The following is a 19,784-nucleotide window of genomic DNA, read 5'->3' on the forward strand; positions in this document are numbered from 1 at the left end:
GGATGTCTCAGGTCGTGCCCACGGTGACGGGACGGTCGGTGTCGTCCGGCATCGGACGGGCGGGCTCCGGCCGCTTGGTCTCACGAGGCGTCCGGCTCCGGCGTCCCCACGCCCGCATGACGGGCCGTTCGACGCCGATGTAGAGCAGCCAGGCCAGCAGGAGGCTCACGGCGGCGGCCAGCACCGCCACGCCGACGGCCTCGCCGAGCGAGTCCGCCTCCCGGAACCCGAACCGTTCCTGCGTGACGGACAGCAGGATCTGGTGGACGAGGTAGAAGGCGAACGACACCTCACCGAGCCACACACAGACCCGCCCGCTCACCGCGGTGGGCCGGCCCCGGGCGTCGCGGGCCGCCACGGCCGCGATGAACAGGGCGAACGGGACGACGACGACGGCGTTGAGGGAGAAGAGGAAGGGGACGCCGAGGCTCACCGCGTACGCGGCGGCCGTGAGGGCCAGTGCGGGCCGGGCGCCGAGGCCGATCCACCGGCCGGACAGCACGATGCGCGCCATCAGGATGCCGAGCAGGAAGTCGAGCACCCGGATGGGCGGGAAGATGTAGACGAACCACATCTGGGTGATCGAGTGGCCGTACAGCGGAGAGTTGGCGTGGTTCGGACCGAACCTCTCCCCTGTGGGCAGCAGTTGGGCGGCGAGGGGGAGCAGGACGATGACCGCCGCCGTCCCCGCGGCCCACCACCACAGCCGGTCGGCGCGGATGCGGGACACCCGCCGGTGCAGGGCCGGGAACAGCAGGTAGAAGACCAGTTCGCAGGAGAGCGACCAACTGGGGTTGTTGATGCTGAAGAAGACGTCGTCGCGGGGTATCCACGCCTGTAACAGCAGGAAGTTGGGGATGCCCTGGCCCCAGGTGGCCGACACGTAGGCGTAGGAGGCCAGGGCGAGGAAGAAGGTCACGACGTGGTTGGGGAGGATCTTGGCCAGGCGGCGTCCCCAGAAGGCGCGGGTGGTGTCGCCGTCGCGGACGGACCAGGTCAGGACGAATCCGCTCAGGATGAAGAAGAAGGTGACACCGGCCCATCCGCCGTTGCGGAGGGCGGACGCGAACGGCCCGTTGCCCTCCCCGTCGGTGGAGTAGGCGTCGAGCAGCGAAAGGTGGAACAGGAAGACGAGGAAGGCTGCGAAGAAGCGCAGTCCCGTCAGTGAGGGCAGCCTGGAGGAGCGTTCCGGCGCGGCCGGAGCAGTGGACACGAAGATCACCTCGGCAGGGGTCGGTGGGGCGGCGTGGCCCCGTGTGGCAGGTCGGCCGGCGGTGCCGGCCGGAGGTCACGCGGGACGGACGGACTGGGCGTGGCGGAAGAATCCGGTGGGATCCCAAGCGGCCTTGACCTGCTGCAGCCGCCGGTAGCCGTCCTTGTAGTAGAGGTCGTGCCAGGGCACTCCCGAGCTGTTCCAGCGCGGGTCGCCCAGGTCGGCGTCGGCGTAGTTGACGAAGCAGCCGTCGGTGGTCCGGTTCGGCACCGGCACGCCGCCGGTGGCGGCGAACATGTCGCGGTAGCACTCCCGCACCCAGGCGATGTTGGCCGCGTCGTCGGCCGCGTCGTCCCACAGCGAGACGACCTGGTACTTGAGCACGGAGTCCCGCTGCGGCACCGCGGTGGCATCGGGGGCGACGCGGTTCACCGCTCCCCCGTACGACGCGATCATGAGAAGCGCGCCGGGGTTGTCGAAGTCGTCACGCGTCAGGTGGCGGTAGGCGGCCGCGATGTGCGCGTCCGTGTAGGTGCTGCGCGCGTACACGGACTTGCCCTTGAACCGGATCGTCGGATCGGGGCCGGTGAACCCGGACCAGTGCGTGGCGTGCAGCCACGGCATCCGCCGGTACTGGCGGACCTGGGGCCGGATCCCGAGCCCTTCCCCGACCGCGGCGACGTAGCGTCGCAGCATCCCCTCGGCGTCGGGGGCGCCGGCGTCCACCAGCGAGTCGAGCACGACCGCTCCGGCCGACCTGTGGAACGGTTTGAGCTGGCTGAACAGCGCGGTGTAAGGGGAGTCAGGCCCGCTGTTGCGGGTGTGCCAGTCGCCGTGGTTGCGCATCAGCCGCGTGAAGCGTGCCTCGGACAGCCGGTCCCACGGCCAGGCGACCTCGCTCAGCCACACCTCGCGCGGTGGAGTGGGAAGCTGTGCGGCCGGATCGTTCCCCGTCGCTCCGGGCGAACGCAGCCAGTACCGGGTGACGACACCGAAGTTCCCCCCGCCCCCTCCGGTGTGCGCCCACCACAGCTCCCGGTGGGGGTCGTCGGGCTCGCGCGTGGCCACGACGGTGCGGGCGGTGCCGTCCGCCCGGACGACCACGATCTCGATGCCGTACAGATGGTCGACGGCGAGGCCGTCGCGCCGGCTCATGGACCCGTAGCCGCCGCCCTGGATGTGGCCTCCCGCCGCGACCGTGGGGCAGTTGCCGGCCGGGAGGTACACGCCCCAGCCCTTGTAGAGGCGGTCGTAGACCCGGCCGAGGGGCGCGCCGGGCTGGACGGAGAAGGCCCGGCGGTCGCGATCGTAGGAGATGTCGTCCATGCGGGACAGATCGAGGACGACCTCGATGTCCCGGCTGGTGGTGAAGTCCTCGTAGCAGTGGCCGCCACTGCGCACGGCCAGTCGTCTGCCGGAGTCGACGGCCCGTTGCACGGCCGCGACGACATCGGCGGTGGTCTCGGCGAGGACGATCTTCTCCGGGCTGCCGACCCATCGCTGGTTGGTGCCGCGCCGGAGATCGGCGTAGCGCCGGTCGTCCGGGCGGACGGTGACGGGTCCGGCGCCCCGGGTGCCGGGGCGCCGGACCGGTTCGGCCGCGAGGGCGGGGCTCAGGCCGGCCGCGGTGACCGCGAGGGCGCCGCCCGCGGCGGCCGTGCCGGACAGGAAGGTTCTGCGCTGCACGCGTACCCCGCCGGCGGTTCCGGCTCGCCGGTCCGGGGCGGTCGCGGGAGACGGGGAGGCGGGCATGGAGGGCTGGGTAGCTGATGAAGGCATGAGTGCATTCCTCGGGTAACGGGATGAAAGGGAATGAGGAAGGACGCGGAAGGTGCGGTGGACGCCGATCCGGGGTTCGTCCTCGGAACCCGTCCGGGGCGCGCCCGGAAGGTCAGCGGGACGAGCAGGAACAGCGGGACGAGGCCGCCGGGGCTGCCGGAGCGTGCAGTGCGTCGAGACGGATGCCGAACCAGTCGAGGACCCGCACGACGCGCCGGGCTTCCACCAGGTCGACGGAGGGCCGCAGTACGGCGCTGTCGTCGTCCGTGAAGCTCCGCAGCGCTCCGGGGGCCAGGGCGACGGCCGTCCCGGGAAGCAGGCACTGCCGCGCGTACCCGGCGCCCCGGTCGGGGCCGGCCATCGGCCGGGTGGACACCAGCAGGCCGGGAGCGGGCCATCCGCGGTCGAGGGCCCGCAGCCACTGCGGCGAGTCCAGTTCGCGACGCAGCGCGTCGTGCAGCAGGTGGGCTCCGGCGACACCGGCCCGGTCACGCATGGCCTTGGCCTCCCACCCGCCGATCCGGTCGAGACCGGCGTTGACCAGGGCGTCGACCGCGGGAGCCGGATATTCCACGAGGTACCGAGGGGCCGGGCCCGCGGTCGCCTGCGCGGTCAGCAGTCTCCGCAGGAGCCGTCGGGCCGCGGCGGGCCCGTGCACGGGGCCCGTGATCACGACACCACCCCGCGACCGGTACTCGGGGGTTGCCTGCCCCGTCGCGGGCGGCAGAACGTCATCGACGGCGTGCGGTGCCGCCGCGTGCGCCTCGGCCACCGCATCCGGTGCGAGGTGCCGACAGTCGAGCCAGAGCCCGGTGCCGGCCGTTGCCCCGCACGGCGGTACGGAGGATCGGGCCGGTCGTCCGGAAGGTCGGGCCGCCGGCGGAAGGAGCGTATGCATGGAGGCTGCCTCAGGGGTGTGGGCCGTCACGCCGGGACGCCGGACCTCCCGGTCGCGGGGCGCCGGTGCAGGCGTGAGCGGCCCGGGTGACAGGGCTCGGGATACGGCGAGGAAACGTTCAGGCAGGAGGGACCGGTGCCGGCGCCGCTCAGGGGCGGTCCTGCCAGCGCAGGGCGCCGGGAGTGGCACGACGGGCCTCGGTCCGGCTCTCGTACGGCAGTGCGCCGTCCGGCATGTTGATGATCTCCATCTGGATACCGGCCGGTGTGGTGAAGTACAGCCAGCGGTCACCGGCGATGGGCCCCGTGCGGATCGTCTCCGGTTCGCCCATCAGCGTCACACCCTCCTGCTCCCGGAGACGGGCCGCGGCGGCGTCCACGTCGTCGACGTAGAGCGCCAGGTGGTGACCGCCGACGTCGCTGTTGCGCGGGGGGCGGGTCCGCAGGGCGCCCTCGGCGCTCTGGGTCAGCTGGCAATTGGCCGTGGGCCCCAGGCGCAGCATGACCCGGCGGCACCTCTCGGCACCGGGGGGCCAGTGCCCGCCGTCCGGCTCGGGGGCGCCCCCGTGGCTCGCCACGAGTTCGGCACCCAGCACCGTGGTGAAGAACGCCGTGGCGGCGTCGAGGTCGGCGACGGTGTAACTGGCGTACTCGACGCAGAACGGTCCCAGGCCGTGCCGGGCGGCAGCGTCACCCGCCGCGGGGCCGGGGGCGAAGAGCCGGCCGTCCCGCCGGCCGGGGGCGCTCAGGGAGAGCAGCAGACCCACGGGGGTCGCGAACCAGCGGCGGCTCCCGTCGGCGGGCCCCGAGGGACCCAGCCGGACGGCACCGGCCCGGCCCAGCTGCTGCTCGGCCGTCTCCAGGTCGCTCACCGTCAGGGCGAGATGGTGTCCGCCGACGTCGTTCGGGCCGGGTGGCGAGGTGCGCTGGTCCGGCGCGTCGTACTCGAAGAGTTCGAGATTGGTGAAGGCGTCGAGCCGGACGAGGGCGACGTGGGCTCGGGCCCTCGGGTGAACCCCGAGCTTCCGGCGCATCCAGTCGCCGGTGGTGTCCTCCACCGGCCCTTCCCGGTAGCAGAGTCGCCCTCCGAGGACGCCGGTGAAGAAGGCGATGGCCTCCTCCAGTCGCGGCACCGTGAAGGCGTAGTGGTCGACGGCCCGTGCGGTGGGCAGGCCTAAGAGCCCCGGCGACGCGGCGGCGGCGTTGAGCATGTCTCCCCCTGATGTCGTGCGGCGAGTGATGGACACCACGACACATCGATGCCCCGACGCCGGAACATGCCGACGACCGGGACCGACCGAGGGGACAGTACGACAATGTCATTGCGCACGCAAGGACTGCTTCCCGACGGGCACTCCGGAGGTGGACCCACGCAGCAGCCCTGAGCTGGTCATTGGACCACTTGTAGACGTTGCTTGAATCGTCACCGAATTCAAGGACCTGCGGATCTGCTTGTCCGGGCATGTAAACCTCGTGCTGACCGGGGGTTTCCCCGGCCTCCACGGTCTCGTATTCTGGGCATGGACCGGCCGTGCCGGCTGTCGCGTGCCGAGCCCGTTTCCCCCCACCGCGCCCGGAAGGGTTCCCCCGACGGCCGGCGGATCCCGGGGCATCCTGAAGAAGGCGGCATCATGCGAACGCGCAAGGAAGACAGTGTCGAGCTGTGGAGCCAACTATCGGTTCTCGTCGCGGAGGTCGGGACCGCGCTGGACAGACGGCTGTCCGAGGACTTCGAACTGGGCCTCACCGACTTCCTGGCCCTGCGGGCACTGAGCAACGGTGACCCGGCCGGCATCCGCATGAGCGAACTCGCCCAACTCCTCGGCCTCAATCAGTCGTCCGCCACCCGTGCCGTCCAACGGCTCGAGGGCCGCAGCCTGGTCGAGAAGGCGGCACACGCGACGGACCGCCGGGGCGTGGTGGTCCGCGTCACCGACGCAGGCCGCGACCTGGTCGCGGACATAGGGGGCCTCTTCCGGCGGGAGGTGGGCATGGCGCTCGAGGTCGCCTCCATGGACAGCCGGACCAGTTCCGTCGTCGCCCGGTTGCGGTACGCCCCCACCCTCGACCGCTGACCCCGGCCGCCCCGCCCACGCCCCCGCCCCTCGGCGGGGGCGTCGTCGCCCCCACCCCTCCGCACGGGCTGGGCACAGCGGAAAACAGGCCGGACGTCCTTGCGCAGGCATGCATCGAAACCACCTTCCGGACATCCCTGAAGGCCGTCCATGTTGTGAACCAGCAGATCAGGCCGCCTCACCGTGCGGAAGGTGCCCGGATTCAGCCACCACTCACCCCACCCACGGCGAGATGTTCTTGCGTACGCAATGATTCCTGTGTCAGGGTCACTGCCGACAACGGGGGCGGGTCACGACACGGTGACCGAAGTCCGCGCGGACGACCCGAAGGGCCGCGACGCGGACACGAGAGAACTGCCCCGACCGGATGCCCCGAGCACCCGGATCGAGACTCTTCGCCGGAGGCAGAAGCCTGATGCAGCAGCGAACCCAGACCACAACGACCAACGACGGCCTCTTCGCCGTGGGCAGCCCGGTCACCCACTGGTCGGTGCAGACCAGCAATCCGGTGCAGTACGAGATCCAGGCCTGCGACAACCTGCTGGACCCGGCGAACACCGCGATCCTGGAAGGGACTTCGGGCACCGTGCCCCGGCGCCGCTTCGTCGTCACCGACCGGGTCGTCGCGTCCCTGTACGGTGAGCGGATCCGCGCCTACTTCGATCACCACGGCGTCGACCACCGCCTGCTCGTGCTGGACGACGGCGAGACGCACAAGTCGATGGACGCCGTGCTGCGGGTCGCCGAGGCACTCGACGACTTCGGCGTCGACCGCCGCCGTGAGCCCGTCATCGCCATCGGCGGGGGCGTCCTCATGGACATCGTCGGTTTCGCCGCCAGCCTCTACCGGCGCTCCACACCGTTCATCCGCATCCCCACCACCCTGATCGGCCTCGTGGACGCCGGCGTCGGGGCGAAGACCGGGGTCAACCACAACGGACACAAGAACCGGCTGGGCACGTACTTCCCCGCGGACCGCACCCTGCTGGACCGCTCCTTCCTGGCCACCCTCGACACCCGGCACATCAGCAACGGACTGTCCGAGATCCTGAAGATCGCCCTGATCAAGGACGCGCGACTGTTCGACCTGCTGGAGCAGCACGGAGCCGACCTCCTGCGCACCAAGCTGCAGAGCCCCGGGAACGTGGGCCCCACCCCCGCCGACGCCCCGGTGGAGCAGCGACTCGCGGCCCGAGGCCTGCACCTCGACCCTGCGACGGAGGTGACCGAGCGCGCCATCCACGGGATGCTGGAGGAGCTCCAGCCGAACCTCTGGGAGAAGGTGCTGGAACGCGTCGTCGACTACGGCCACACGTTCAGCCCGACCATCGAGATGCACGCCCTTCCCGCCCTGCTGCACGGGGAGGCCGTGGCCGTCGACATGGCGCTCACCACGGTGATGGCCGAGCAGCGCGGCCTGGTGAGCGCCTATCAGCGGGAACGCGTGCTCGCCGTGATGGAACGGCTGGGACTGCCGGCCTGGCATCCCCTGTGCACGGCCGAGGTGCTCACGGACGCCCTGCGCGACACCGTGCGCCACCGCGACGGCAAGCAGCGGCTGCCGCTGCCGGTGGGGATCGGCAGCGCCGTGTTCGTCAACGACGTCACCGAAGCCGAACTCAAGGCGGCGGCCGAGGCGCTCGCCGGGCTCGCCGCCGGGGTCGCGCGATGACGTCGGCGTCCCTCGCGCGACCCGGGACGGTCGCCGCCCCGGTCGGCGCACCGCCCCGCGCCTTCCGCTCGATCGGTACCGTGCACGGTGCCGCCACGGTCCACGGAGTGCACGGTGCCGCCGGGCGCACCCGCTGGAAGTGCTTCGCCGGCCGCCGCCAGCTCGACTCCGCCTCCGAGGCCGTGGAGTGGGCGTCCGTCCCGCCGGGCGGCCTGAGCGGGGAACACCGTCACACCCGTACCGAGGAGATCTACCTCGTGCTGCACGGGCGAGGGGAGTTCCTCTTCAACGGCGTCGCCCATCGGGTGGGGCCGGGGTCCCTCGCGCTGACCGCCCCCGGGAACGTGCACGGGCTGCGCAACACGGGCGAGGCCGACCTCGACTGGTGGGTCATCGAAACCCTCGCACCCGGCACCCGTGCCGTGCTGTCCTCGACCGGTCACAGTCATCCAGGAGTTCCCCCCATGGGCGATGTCGTCATCCACGACCTGTTCAAGGAGCGGACCGTCTCCACCGACGGTGTCTTCAGCGGGCCGCTGCGCCGGGTGGAGGTGCTCGAACTCGACGCCGGCCAACGCACGGTGCTGGGCTCGCCCGACGCGGAACTCGCCGTGTTCGTGCACAGCGGCGAGGGCCGGGCCACCTCGGGAGCAGACGCGGCCGAGCTGGTGGCCGACACCTGCCTGACCCTGGGCGCGGCCACCTCGACCGCCGTCGAGGCAACGGCTCCGCTGCGTCTGCTGATCGTGACGCTGGCCGTCCCCGAACGCGCCGAGGAGGTCGCGTGATCCTCACGACGACGTCCGAGGCGGTACGTGCCACGGTGGACACCGCGGCGGGAGGCGAGGCCGAGGCGGCCTGGACCTGCCTGGTGCGCAGGGGCATGCTGCACAGCGAGTGCGAGGCGGCGGAGCACTGGCTGCTCCCGCGCGGCTCGGTCCTCACCACGAACCCCGAACACGGGGTGGAGGAGGCGCTGCTCGTCCTGGAGGGCGTGCTGCGACTGACCACGCCCTCCCACGAGCACACCCTCCGCGCGGGCCAACTGGCCCTGGTGCCGCGGGAATGCCGGGCCCGGATCACGGCGGACTCCCACACGGCGCGTCTGGTCTCCGTCCGGGGGCTCACCGCCTCCGTGACCGACCGGCTGCCGCCCCGGGTGCCCGAGCTGACCCGCTCCTGAAAGAAGGCGGCGCGCCGTCACGGCGGCGCGCCGCACCCCCTACGAAAGCGAGCAGACACATGCGCGCCGTGGTCCTGACCACGTACGGCGGGCCGGAGGTCCTGACGGTCCGCGAGGTCCCGGAGCCCGACGGCCCGGAGCCGGACGGCGTCCTCGTCCGGAGCGCCGCCGTCGCGGTCAACCCCGTCGACCTCCAGACCCGGGCCGGCCTCCACGCCGAGCGCACCCCGAGCGGCCCGCCCATGATCCTCGGCTGGGACCTGGCCGGCACCGTCACCGCCGTGGGCGAGGCGGTCACCGGTTTCGCCGTGGGCGACCCCGTCGTGGCCATGTCCGCCCAGCTGGCCACGGGACGGGGGACCCACGCCGAGAGCGTGGCGCTGCCGGCGAGCACGGTCGCCCGTGCTCCCGCCTCGGTCCCGCTGTCCGACGCGGCCGGACTGCCCCTGGCCGGTCTGACCGCCTGGCAGGCCCTCGACCTCCTGGCCCTGCCCGAGGGGGCCTCGGTGCTGATCACCGGCGCTCTCGGGTCGGTCGGCGGTCTCGCCGTCCAGCTCGCCCGACGGCGTGGCCTGACGGTGCTGGCCCACGTCCGGTCCGCCCGCGAGACGGAGCAGGCGCGCGCTCTGGGTGCCGAGCGGGTGGTGGACGCCCGGCAGCTCCCGGAGGCCGGCGTCGACGGCCTGCTGGAGACAGCCGGTCTGCCCCACGCGATCACCGCCGTGCGGGACGGCGGACGCGCCGTCTCGATCGTCCCGACCCGGGTGCCCGCGCCGGAGCGCGACATCGAGGTCGCGGTCTCCTACGTCGAGCAGAGCGGCGCCGACCTCGCCACGCTCTGCGCCCTGGTGGACAGCGGAGAGCTGCGGCTGCGCACGGCACGCCGGCTCGGCTTCGCGGACGCGGCCGAGGCCCACCGGCTGCTGGCGGCCGGGGGCGTGCGGGGCAAGCTCGTCCTGCTGCCCTGACGCCATGCCCGGTGCAGCAGAGCCCCACCGGGGCGCGGACGTGACGAACCGAGACCAGTCCCACGTGACCGAGTCGCACGACGAGGGCGCTCCCGACGCGGGCGTCGATGGCATTTCGCGGTTGTGGGAGCGGATCGTGCCCATGTACTCCCTGCTGGAGGGGAGACTGGACCGGGTGCTGGCGCACCGTCATGGCATCGGCCTGGGGCCGCTGATGGCGCTCGGGCTGCTCGTGAAGAGCTCGCCCGCGCCCTTGTCGGTGAGCGGAGTCGCCGGACGGCTCGGGGTGAGCGTCTCGGCCGCGAGCCGGGTGCTCGCCCGGCTGGAGGAGCAGGGCCGCGCGGTCCGGGTGGCCTGGCCGTGCGACCGCCGGGCCGGCCGGGTCACGGCCACCGAGGCCGGTTCCCGCCTGTGGACCCAGGCCAGCCGCACGCTCGACCGCGAACTGTCGGCCGCGTTCCGGACCCTGCGCTTCGACGAGAGATACGCGCATGTGGCGGCACGCCTGTGCCGGGCGGAGGACGAGCCGCCCGCGCCCTGAGGCCGCGGCCGCTCTCCCCCGCGCACACGGCCGCCGTGGGGACGTCCCGCAGGCGGGCCCCCGCGGCCGGCGGGCCCGGCCGCTGCTCAGGCGTGCGGCTCGGGCATGCCGCTCAGGCATGCGGCTCAGGCATGCGGCTCAGGCGTGCAGCTCGGGCATGCGGCTCAGGCGTGCGGCTCGGGCCAGGCCGCCATGGCGTAGGCGGCCGTGCGCCGGAGTTCCTCCGTGGTCGCCCCGTCGCGGGCCTGCTGCGACATGCCCTGGATCACTGCGGCGAAGTAGACCGCCAGCGCACGCACGTCGGCCTCCTCGGCGAGCGCCCCGCGGTCCCTCGCGCGCGCCAGCCGCTCCTCGAAGGCCCGGACGTTGGCCACTCTGCGGGCGCGCAGGTCCTGCTCGACGTCGGCCGTCTGGGGCGAGTAGTTGGCCGCCGCGGTGATGATCAGACAGCCCGCGGGATGGTCCGGTGCGGTGTAGGACACCGCCGCTTCGTCCAGCATTCTGGCGAAGCCGGTGCGCGGGTCGCTCTCCTGGTCCAGCGCCCGGTCCATGAAGGCGCCGAAGCTGCCGCCGTAGCGCTCGACGACCTCGTTGAACAGGGTGCGCTTGTCGCCGAAGGCCGCGTAGAGGCTCGGCGGCGAGATGCCCATCGCGGCGGTCAGGTCCGCGACGGACGTGCCTTCGTAGCCGTGCTGCCAGAACAGGAGCGTGGCCTGACGGAGGGCCGCCTCCCGGTCGAAACTCCGCGGTCTGCCGCGTTTCGTCGTGGTCATCCCTGAATTTTACAGCGATCGCTAGGAAATTGGTGTAACCTCATTGCGTAGCGATCGCTACACATTGCTGACGCGACACGAAGAGGAGAGGTCATGGGTGCTCTGACGGGCCGGACGGCACTGGTCACGGGCGGCAGCCGGGGGATCGGGCGCGCGGTCGCCGAGCGCCTCGGCGCCCAGGGCGCGCTGGTGGCGGTGCACTACGGGCGCGACGCCGCTGCCGCCGACGAGGTCGTCGGCAGCGTCCGCGCCGGGGGCGGGAAGGCGTTCGCCGTGCGGGCCGACCTGAGCGGACCCGAGGGCGTGGCGGCCCTCTGGGAGGGCTACGACCGGCAGGTCCTGGAGCACGCGGACGGCGCCGGCCTCGACATCCTGGTCAACAACGCCGGCATCACCCCGCGCGGGGAGATCGAGGAGACCACGGCCGAAGCGTTCGACGCGGCCGTCGCCGTCAACATGCGCGCGCCGTTCTTCCTCACCCAGCAGGGGCTCAAGCGCCTGCACGACGGCGGGCGGATCATCAACATCTCCTCCGGGGCGACCCGGATCGCGCTCACCGACATCATCGCGTACGCCATGACGAAGGGCGCCGTGGACGCCTTCACCCTCACCCTGGCCAAGACGCTCGGTCCCCGCGGCATCACGGTCAACGCGGTCGCGCCCGGCATCATCGACACCGACATGAACGCCACCTGGCTGCGCGGCAACGAGGCCGCCCAGAAGTCCGCGGCGGACCTGTCGGCGCTCGGCAGGGTCGGGCGTCCCGAGGACGTGGCCGACGTGGTCGCCTTCCTCGCCTCCGACGACGCCCGCTGGGTGACGGGACAGGTCATCGACGCCACCGGCGGATCCCAGCTCTGACCTCGCGGGACCGCCCGCACGCCACGGTGTCAACGGCGACACCCCGACCCCGTACACGCTGGTTGCACTGGAGGCCCCATGCACGTCGTCATCGCCTGGTGGGACGAGCGGCGCACCGCCCCGGCCGACGCCGTCCGGCCGCACCGCTCCCGGAGTGCCCGGGCCCGGTCGGCACAACAGCGCCCGTTCGTCCCGGAGTTCCCCTTTCCCGGTCTGCGGACCGGCCGGTGGATCACGGACCCCGCCGCCGGCCTGAGCGGGCTCGCGCTGGTGTGGGATTCGGCGCACAGTGCCGAACTCTCCCTTGGGACGCTGTTCGACAGTGCGTTCGGCTGCGCTCCCGCCCATCGATGGTCTTTCGAGCTGCCCGACGCGGCACCGCGGCACGAGGACGTGACGGACCTCCCGGCGGAGCTGGACCTGCTGCTCCACGCCTGACGGACCGGGGCCGCCCACCGGCACCCGGGCGCATCGGGGGCCGGCGTCACCACGACGCCGGCCCCCGTGGCCGTGGAGGCCGCCGGGAACAGGGCGCCGGCGTCCGGCGTTGACCTGGACGGCGGGGCCCGAGGGGCCGCGAGCGGACCGGAGGGAAAGGCGTCGAGCGTGCACGGTGAATACAAGGTCCCCGGCGGCAAACTGGTCGTCGTGGACGTCGATGTCGAGGACGGAGTGCTGCGCCGGGTGCGTGTGGCCGGTGACTTCTTCCTGGAGCCGGACGAGGCGCTCGACGCCGTGAACGGCGCGCTGGAGGGCGCGCCGGCGGGGACGGACGCGCCCGGGCTGGCGGCACGGATCGACGCGGCGCTGCCCGCGGGCACGGTGATGTACGGGCTGACCTCGGAGGGCGTCGGCATCGCCGTGCGCCGGGCGCTCGCCCACGCCACCGACTGGACCGACTACGACTGGCAGCTGATCCACGACGGCCCGCAGGACCCGGCGCTGCACATGGCCCTGGACGAGGTGCTGACCGCCCAGGTCGCGGCGGGGAAGCGCCCGCCGACGCTGCGCGTGTGGGAGTGGGGCCGCCCGGCGGTGATCATCGGCAGTTTCCAGTCCCTGCGCAACGAGGTGGACCCCGAGGGCGCGCGGCGGCACGGCATCGAGGTGGTGCGCCGGATCTCCGGCGGCGGCGCGATGTTCGTGGAGCCGGGCAACACGATCACCTACTCGTTGTCGGTGCCGGAGTCGCTGGTGCAGGGGCTGTCGTTCCAGGACAGCTACGCCTATCTCGACGACTGGGTGCTGGGCGCCCTCGGTGACATGGGGATCCGGGCGTGGTACCAGCCGCTGAACGACATCGCGACCGACCAGGGCAAGATCGCCGGCGCCGCGCAGAAGCGCCTGGTGGGGCCGGGCGGCGGTCCGGGCGCGGTGCTGCACCACGTGACGATGGCCTACGACATCGACGCGGACAAGATGACCGACGTGCTGCGCATCGGGAAGGAGAAGCTGTCCGACAAGGGCACCGGCAGCGCGAAGAAGCGGGTGGACCCGCTGCGCCGGCAGACCGGGCTGCCCCGCGAGGCCGTCATCGAGCGGATGATCGCTTCCTTCCGGGAGCGGTACGGCCTCGGCGCGGACAAGGTGACCGACGAGGAAATGGCGCGCGCCGAGGAGCTGGCCCGGACGAAGTTCTCCTCCCCGGAGTGGACCGCCCGGGTGCCCTGACCGGCCGGCGAGGGACGGCAGAGGGACGGAACGACTGCTATCAGGACCGAACGGGACGAATGGGGGCGCCCTTCGGTCCGTTGCCGTCACCGCGTCCCTACGGAGCGAGTTCGCCCTTCCGCCCCACCGGGACTCGTGTGAGACTGGCCGTCCCGTCCGCAGTGCGGGACCCTTCCGCACCGTCCCCCACGAGAAGTGCGCCGTGCGTTCCTTGCCTCTGCCGCTCGCCCTCACCGCACGTCTGTCCCCGGTGGTCGTCCTCGCCGCGGCGGGCTGGGCGCTGTCGTCCGGTCCTCTGGCGGCACCGCAGGCCGCCGAGAACAAGCCGGTCGAAGAGACCCGGACCCAGAGCCGGTCCGAGCCGGGCCCGTCGACGACCCAGGAGTCGAGGACGTACGACGCCGCGCCCTCGCCCTGCGAGTCCCTGGCCGCCAAGAGCGTCAAGTCCCTCGTGCCGGGCGCCAAGACGGCCGGCAAGGAGATCGCGTCCACCGACTCCAAGCTGCGCCGCACCTGTTCCTGGAACGCGCTCAAGGGCTACGAGTACCGCTGGCTGGACGTGTCCTACGAGGTGCTGGCGTCCGACGAGGCGGCGGAGCGCAGTTACGCGGGCCGCGTGGAGGAGAAGAGCGGCGGCGGCGCCGTCCCCGGGCTGGGCGACGAGGCCTACTCCGTGGTCAATCTGACCACCGAGGACAAGCAGGAGACGCGGGAGGGCGTGGTGCTGGCCCGCGCCTCCAACGCCCTGGTGGTCGTCACGTACAACGGCAGTGACTTCGAGTCGAAGAAGGCGCCGGGCACGGACGAGATCAACAAGGGCGCCATCAAGGCCGCCAAGGAGGCGATGGCCGCCCTGCAGAAGGGCACCGGAGGCTGATCCCGCCGGCCTTGGCCGGCCCGGGCACCCGGCCCTCCGTGGGGCGCCCGGTCGGCCCGTTACGCCCGTCAGCCGGTCAGCGCCGGGATGATCCGCTCGCCGTAGGCGTCGATCACGGCTTCCTGCGCGTCGTGCATGTCGTAGAGGGCGAACTGGTCGACGCCCAGCGCGCGCAGGGCCTTCAGCTTCTCGATGTGCTTCTCGGGCGGGCCGATGAGACAGAACCGGTCGACGATCTCGTCCGGCACGAACCGCGTGTCCGGGTTCCCGCTGCGCCCGTGGTGGGAGTAGTCGTAACCCTGGCGGGCCTTGATGTAGTCGGTGAGTTCGTGCGGGACGACGCTGCCGTCGGCGCCGTACTTGGAGACCAGGTCGGCGACGTGGTTGCCGACCATGCCGCCGAACCAGCGGCACTGCTCGCGGGCGTGGGCGAGCGCCTCGGGCGAGTCGTCGGCGGTGACGTAGGCCGGGGCGGCGACGCAGACGGTGACCTCGGCGGGGTCGCGTCCCGCGGCGACGGCCGCGTCCTTGACGGCCTTGACCATGTACTCGGTGAGGTAGAGGTCGGCGAGCTGCAGGATGAACCCGTCGGCCTCCTCGCCGGTCATCCGCAGTGCCTTGGGACCGTAGGCGGCCATCCACACCGGGAGGCGGGCGTCCGGGCCGATCCAGGGGAAGCGGACGACGGTGCCGCCGCCGAGATCGGCCTCGCCGCCGCTCGCGAGGGTGCGGATCACCTTCATGGCGTCGCTGATGCGGGCGAGGGTGTTGGGGGCGCGTCCGGCGACCCGCATCGCGGAGTCACCGCGGCCGATGCCGCAGACGGTGCGGTTGCCGAACATGTCGTTGAGGGTGGCGAAGGTGGAGGCGGTCACCTCCCAGGTGCGGGTGCCGGGGTTGGTGACCATCGGGCCGACCGTCAGGGTCGAGGTGTTCGCGAGGATCTGGCTGTGGATCACGAAGGGTTCCTGCCACAGTACCGCGGAGTCGAAGGTCCAGCCGTGGCTGAAGCCGTTGCGCTCGGCGCGCTGCATCAGGTCGACGACCCGCGAGGCCGGCGGGTCGGTCTGCAGGACGAGTCCGAAGTCCATGCGCACCACTCCTAGGTGAGGTACTGGCAGGTGGAACGCGGGGTGTAGGCGCCGTGCCCGGCGCGCCCGGTGTACTCCCGCTCGGTGATGACGGGCACCCCGCGCGAGAGGACGGTCTCGACGCGGCCGGTGATCCGCTTGCCCTCGTACGCCGAGTAGTCGACGTTCATGTGGTGCGTCTCGGCGGACAGCACCTGCTCGGCGTGCGGGTCGTAGATGACGACGTCGGCGTCGGTGCCCGGGGCGAGGGTGCCCTTCTTCGGGTACAGGCCGAACATCCGGGCCGGGGCGGCGCAGGCGATCTCGATCCAGCGGCGGCGGGAGATGTGCCCGTCGACCACGGCCTGGTGCAGCAGGTCCATGCGGTGTTCCACGCCCGGCAGCCCGTTGGGGATCTTGGAGAAGTCGCCGCGGCCGAGCTCCTTCTGGCCGACGAAGCAGAAAGGGCAGTGGTCGGTGGAGACCACCTGGAGGTCGTTGCCGCGCAGGCCCCGCCACAGGGCCGCCTGGTGCTCCCTGGGCCGCAGCGGGGTGCTGCACACGTACTTGGCGCCCTCGAAGTCCGGTTCGGCGAGGTTGTCGGTGGACAGGAACAGGTACTGCGGGCAGGTCTCGCCGAAGACGTTCAGTCCCTCGTCGCGGGCCCGGGTCAGTTCGGCGACCGCCTCGGCCGCCGAGACGTGCACCACGTACAGCGGGGCGCCGGCGACCTGGGCGAGCCGGATGGCGCGGTGGGTGGCCTCGGCCTCCAGCAGCGCCTTGCGGACCTCGCCGTGGTAGCGGGGGTCGGTCTCCCCGCGGGCCAGGGCCTGCTCGACCAGGACGTCGATGGCGATGCCGTTCTCGGCGTGCATCATGATCAGGCCGCCGTTGTCGGCGGAGCGCTGCATGGCGCGCAGGATCTGGCCGTCGTCGCTGTAGAAGACGCCCGGGTAGGCCATGAACTGCTTGAAACTGGTGACGCCCTCCCCCACCAGCAGGTCCATCTCCTTGAGCGTCTCGTCGGTGACGTCGGAGACGATCATGTGGAAGCCGTAGTCGACGGCGCAGTTGCCCTCGGCCTTGGCGTGCCAGGCGTCGAGCCCCTCGCGCAGGGAGCGGCCGACGCTCTGCACCGCGAAGTCGACGACGGTGGTGGTGCCGCCCCAGGCGGCGGCCCGGGTACCGGTCTCGAAGGTGTCGGAGGCGAAGGTGCCGCCGAACGGCAGCTCCATGTGGGTGTGGGCGTCCACCCCGCCCGGGAGCACGTACTTCCCGGTGGCGTCGAGGGTGCGGTCGGCGGTGAACGCCTCGGCGGCCGGGGTGCCGGAGGCGGCGAGGGCGGCGATGCGGCCGTCCTCGATCAGGACGTCGGCGTGGATCTCGTCGGAGGCGGTGATGACGAGTCCACCCCGGATGACGGTACGGCTCATGCGTGCACGCTCCGCTGGGTCGTGGTCGGACGGTGCAGTGCGCCGGGGGCGGCCGGCGCGCTCCCCCGCGCCCGCGGGCGGGTGGTGTCGCGCCCGCGGGCGCGGGGGGCCGGGAGGACGGTCAGGGCGCGGTGAGCGGGGGGTAGGCGTCGGGGCGGCGGTCGCGGTAGAACTGCCAGCGGTCGCGCACCTCGCGCAGCTTGGCCAGGTCCAGGTCGCGGACGACGAGTTCGCTCTCCTTGTCGCTCGCCACCTCGCCCACGAACTGCCCCTCGGGGTCGGCGAAGTACGACGTCCCGTAGAAGTCGTTGTCGCCGAGTTCCTCCACCCCGACCCGGTTGATCGCGCCGACGAAGTACTCGTTGGCGACCGCCGCCGCCGGCTGCTCCAGCTGCCAGAGGTAGGCGGACAGTCCCCGGGAGGTGGCGGAGGGGTTGAACACGATCTCGGCACCCGCGAGTCCGAGCGCCCGCCAGCCCTCGGGGAAGTGGCGGTCGTAGCAGATGTAGACGCCGATACGGCCCGCCTTGGTGTCGAACACGGGCCAGCCGCCGTTGCCGGGGCGGAAGTAGAACTTCTCCCAGAAGCCCTTCACCTGCGGGATGTGGTGCTTGCGGTACTTGCCGAGGTAGGTGCCGTCCGCGTCGATGACGGCGGCCGTGTTGTACAAAACGCCCGGCTGTTCCTCCTCGTACATGGGCAGGACGAGGACGATCCCCAGTTCCCGGGCGAGGGCCTGGAAGCGGCGCACCACCGGTCCGTCGGGGATCCGCTCGGCGTACTCGTAGAACGCGGGGTCCTGCACCTGGCAGAAGTACGGCCCGTAGAACAGCTCCTGGAAGCACAGCACCGAGGCGCCCTGCGCGGCGGCGTCGCGGGCGGCCTGCTCGTGGACCTGGATCATCGACTCCTTGTCGCCGGTCCACGCGGTCTGGAAGACGGCGGCACGGATCACTGGGCTCATCGGGACCTCCGGTCGCTCGGTGTCCGGTGAGCCTAGGAACGCGCCGCGTGCGCGGTGAGTGGCACCGTGTCACGTCTGCGGCGCCTCCGCGTACCACTGTGTCACCTTCCCGACTGCCCATGGCCGCACCGCCGTTGTCGTCCGTCGTCCCGTCCGGTCACTGCTGTTGCGCATCGTGCGCGAGGAGCGCGATGTGCACGGAGGCGGCCTGCTCGAAGTCGTCCAGGTCCGCGCCGAGGCGGGCCTGTATCGCCTCCAGCCGCCGGTAGAGCGCGGGCCGGGACACGTGGTGCAGCTGGGCGGTGCGGGACTTGTTGCGGCCGGTGGCGAGGTACGTCCGCAGCACCGACAGCAGGTCCTCGTCGGGGTCGCGCAGCAGGCCGTCCAGTTCCCGTTCCGCGAACGACTGCACCTCGGGGTCGTCCCGCAGCAGCCGGACGAGACCCCGCAGGTGCACGTCGCGCAGCCGGACCACGGGCGGCAGGTCGAGCGCGGCGGCGGACCCGGCGACGGCGTCGGCGACGTGCCGCGCCTCCCGCAGCCCGGCGGGGACGTCGTCGAAGGCGGTGCGCGCCCCGGCCGCCGCCACCACGGCCGGGGCCGGGCCCTCGGTGCGCAGCCGGGCCGCGAAGTGGGTGGTGAGCGCGTCGGCGTCCTGGTCGCGGGCGAGGCTGAGCAGCACCGCGCTGGTGCCGTCGGTCAGTTCGGCGACGATCCCGGAGAGCCCCAGCAGGCGCAGGACCCGGTCCAGCCGGGTGGGCGTGAGGCCGCGCACGACGAGCGGCACGAAGGTGCGGCGGTTGACCGGCAGCCCGGCCGCGCGGGCCCGGGGCAGCAGCTGCCGGGCCGGTACGACCCCGCTGACCAGGTCGGTGAGCAGACTCTGCGCCGACTGCTCCTCCCAGGAGCAGTCGGTGGTGCCGCCGAGCATGCGGTGCAGGACGAGCGCCTCGGCGGCCCGGTCGGCGAGCAGCCGTCCGGTGGCGGTGTCGCCGCGGTAGCCGCACAGCACGATCCGGCCCCACCGTTCGCCGCGCCCGCCGAGTTCGGCGCGGATCCAGCCGCCGCCCTCGCCGCCGCCGGCCTGCCGGGCGACGCGTTCCCAGTCGCGCAGCACGTCGTCGACGGCGGCCCGTTCGCCCGCGGTGCCCAGGACCCGGTGGGCGAGGTTGGCGACGACGACCGGGCAGCCGCTGTGCCGGGCGACCTCGTCGAGCAGGCGCTGCAGGGGGGCGCCGGCGGTGATCAGCGCGGTGAGGTCGGTGCGGACGGTCTCGGAGAGGCTGACGGCGGCGAACTTGCGCCGCACCAGCCGGGACTGGACCTCCTCGGTCAGCTGGGCGAAGGGGGAGGGCCGGTGGAGCACGACCAGCGGGATCCCGCAGCGTTCGGCGACCCGGCGCATCACGTCCGGCGGGGAGGGGAAGGCACGGCCGAGCCCCAGCACCACGGCGGCGGCCTCGGCGCGGTGCATGGACCGCACGTACTCGGCCTGCTTCTCCTGGTCCCCGGCGAGGAGCACGCCGGTGGTGAGGACCATTTCGCCGCCGCTGAGCATGACCCCCACGTCGGCGGCCTCGGCGACGTGCACCCAGCGCACCGGCCGGTCCAGCAGGCCCGCCCCGGCCACCACCTCGGGCTCCCCGGCGAGCACCCGTTCCAGCGCGAGGACCTGCCGGACCGACAGGGCCGGCGCCGGTGCTTCCCAGGACTGCGAGGCGGTGGTCATGGCGGGTTTCCCTTGATCGGTGTGCCGCTGATCGGTGTGCCGCGTGATCGTGGGTGCGGAGGGCGTCGTGGGGGCGCG

The 19,784-nt window shown here is 72.6% G+C and carries 19 protein-coding genes; 10 read left to right on the top strand and 9 right to left on the bottom strand.

Features of this window, described 5'->3' with window-relative positions; genetic code table 11:
• Positions 1-7 precede the first annotated feature (7 nt).
• The 4 genes from ACSU53_RS04575 to ACSU53_RS04590 all read right to left on the bottom strand — a co-directional run bounded on the left by ACSU53_RS04575 (position 8) and on the right by ACSU53_RS04590 (position 5,100).
• Positions 8-1,213 carry an acyltransferase family protein gene (locus ACSU53_RS04575; protein WP_437024876.1) on the bottom strand — a complete coding sequence of 402 codons (1,206 nt, stop codon included), beginning with the start codon at positions 1,211-1,213 and terminating at the stop codon, positions 8-10.
• A 75-nt stretch (positions 1,214-1,288) separates the two neighbouring features.
• Positions 1,289-2,992, bottom strand: a complete 1,704-nt coding sequence (locus ACSU53_RS04580) for an FAD-binding oxidoreductase (protein WP_437024877.1) — start codon at positions 2,990-2,992, stop codon at positions 1,289-1,291.
• A gap of 112 nt (positions 2,993-3,104) precedes the next feature.
• On the bottom strand, positions 3,105-3,665 hold the full coding sequence (locus tag ACSU53_RS04585; protein WP_437024878.1) for a hypothetical protein: 561 nt from the start codon (positions 3,663-3,665) through the stop codon (positions 3,105-3,107).
• 373 nt (positions 3,666-4,038) lie between these two features.
• Entirely contained in the window at positions 4,039-5,100 is a 1,062-nt protein-coding gene (locus ACSU53_RS04590) for a VOC family protein (RefSeq protein ID WP_437024879.1), read from the bottom strand.
• A 420-nt stretch (positions 5,101-5,520) separates the two neighbouring features.
• Here ACSU53_RS04590 and ACSU53_RS04595 point away from each other — a divergent pair, with 420 nt between their 5' ends.
• The 6 genes from ACSU53_RS04595 (at position 5,521) to ACSU53_RS04620 (ending at position 10,328) form a co-directional block, all read left to right on the top strand.
• Positions 5,521-5,964 carry a MarR family winged helix-turn-helix transcriptional regulator gene (locus ACSU53_RS04595; RefSeq protein ID WP_362094743.1) on the top strand — a complete coding sequence of 148 codons (444 nt, stop codon included), beginning with the start codon at positions 5,521-5,523 and terminating at the stop codon, positions 5,962-5,964.
• A gap of 415 nt (positions 5,965-6,379) precedes the next feature.
• Entirely contained in the window at positions 6,380-7,636 is a 1,257-nt protein-coding gene (locus ACSU53_RS04600) for a sedoheptulose 7-phosphate cyclase (RefSeq protein ID WP_437024880.1), read from the top strand.
• Positions 7,633-8,424 carry a cupin domain-containing protein gene (locus tag ACSU53_RS04605; RefSeq protein ID WP_437024881.1) on the top strand — a complete coding sequence of 264 codons (792 nt, stop codon included), beginning with the start codon at positions 7,633-7,635 and terminating at the stop codon, positions 8,422-8,424. Before ACSU53_RS04600 ends, ACSU53_RS04605 begins: the two co-directional genes overlap by 4 nt.
• Positions 8,421-8,819: a hypothetical protein gene (locus tag ACSU53_RS04610; protein ID WP_437024882.1), complete on the top strand. Its 399-nt coding sequence runs from the start codon at positions 8,421-8,423 to the stop codon at positions 8,817-8,819. The genes ACSU53_RS04605 and ACSU53_RS04610 overlap by 4 nt, the downstream gene beginning before the upstream one ends.
• A 59-nt stretch (positions 8,820-8,878) precedes the next feature.
• On the top strand, positions 8,879-9,787 hold the full coding sequence (locus ACSU53_RS04615) for an NADP-dependent oxidoreductase (RefSeq protein ID WP_437024883.1): 909 nt from the start codon (positions 8,879-8,881) through the stop codon (positions 9,785-9,787).
• Between the two features lie 40 nt (positions 9,788-9,827).
• On the top strand, positions 9,828-10,328 hold the full coding sequence (locus ACSU53_RS04620) for a MarR family winged helix-turn-helix transcriptional regulator (RefSeq protein ID WP_437024884.1): 501 nt from the start codon (positions 9,828-9,830) through the stop codon (positions 10,326-10,328).
• A gap of 164 nt (positions 10,329-10,492) precedes the next feature.
• Here the strand turns inward: ACSU53_RS04620 and ACSU53_RS04625 are convergent, their stop codons facing one another.
• Positions 10,493-11,101, bottom strand: coding sequence for a TetR/AcrR family transcriptional regulator (locus ACSU53_RS04625; RefSeq protein WP_437024885.1), 609 nt, complete (start codon positions 11,099-11,101; stop codon positions 10,493-10,495).
• 93 nt (positions 11,102-11,194) lie between these two features.
• On the opposite strand from ACSU53_RS04625, the gene ACSU53_RS04630 reads away from it, so the two are divergent.
• The 4 genes from ACSU53_RS04630 to ACSU53_RS04645 all read left to right on the top strand — a co-directional run bounded on the left by ACSU53_RS04630 (position 11,195) and on the right by ACSU53_RS04645 (position 14,510).
• Positions 11,195-11,962 carry an SDR family oxidoreductase gene (locus tag ACSU53_RS04630; protein ID WP_437024886.1) on the top strand — a complete coding sequence of 256 codons (768 nt, stop codon included), beginning with the start codon at positions 11,195-11,197 and terminating at the stop codon, positions 11,960-11,962.
• Positions 11,963-12,040: 78 nt separating this feature from the next.
• A complete protein-coding gene (locus ACSU53_RS04635; RefSeq protein WP_437024887.1) occupies positions 12,041-12,400 on the top strand; it encodes a hypothetical protein in 360 nt (119 codons plus the stop codon).
• Positions 12,401-12,568: 168 nt separating this feature from the next.
• A complete protein-coding gene (locus tag ACSU53_RS04640) occupies positions 12,569-13,633 on the top strand; it encodes a lipoate--protein ligase family protein (RefSeq protein WP_437024888.1) in 1,065 nt (354 codons plus the stop codon).
• 202 nt (positions 13,634-13,835) lie between these two features.
• A complete protein-coding gene (locus tag ACSU53_RS04645; RefSeq protein ID WP_437024889.1) occupies positions 13,836-14,510 on the top strand; it encodes a hypothetical protein in 675 nt (224 codons plus the stop codon).
• 68 nt (positions 14,511-14,578) lie between these two features.
• On the opposite strand, the gene ACSU53_RS04650 is transcribed toward ACSU53_RS04645, so the two are convergent.
• The 4 genes from ACSU53_RS04650 to ACSU53_RS04665 all read right to left on the bottom strand — a co-directional run bounded on the left by ACSU53_RS04650 (position 14,579) and on the right by ACSU53_RS04665 (position 19,706).
• On the bottom strand, positions 14,579-15,601 hold the full coding sequence (locus ACSU53_RS04650; RefSeq protein ID WP_437024890.1) for a TIGR03842 family LLM class F420-dependent oxidoreductase: 1,023 nt from the start codon (positions 15,599-15,601) through the stop codon (positions 14,579-14,581).
• Between the two features lie 11 nt (positions 15,602-15,612).
• Complete coding sequence (gene hydA / locus ACSU53_RS04655; protein WP_437024891.1) at positions 15,613-17,013, bottom strand: dihydropyrimidinase; 1,401 nt, start codon at positions 17,011-17,013, stop codon at positions 15,613-15,615.
• Positions 17,014-17,134: 121 nt separating this feature from the next.
• Positions 17,135-17,977: a nitrilase-related carbon-nitrogen hydrolase gene (locus ACSU53_RS04660; RefSeq protein WP_437024892.1), complete on the bottom strand. Its 843-nt coding sequence runs from the start codon at positions 17,975-17,977 to the stop codon at positions 17,135-17,137.
• Positions 17,978-18,134: 157 nt separating this feature from the next.
• Positions 18,135-19,706 (bottom strand): PucR family transcriptional regulator, encoded by a 1,572-nt coding sequence (locus ACSU53_RS04665; RefSeq protein ID WP_437024893.1) that lies wholly within the window; start codon positions 19,704-19,706, stop codon positions 18,135-18,137.
• Positions 19,707-19,784 lie beyond the last annotated feature (78 nt).

Origin of the sequence: Streptomyces sp. enrichment culture (assembly GCF_964273255.1) — a bacterium.
GTDB lineage: Bacteria > Actinomycetota > Actinomycetes > Streptomycetales > Streptomycetaceae > Streptomyces.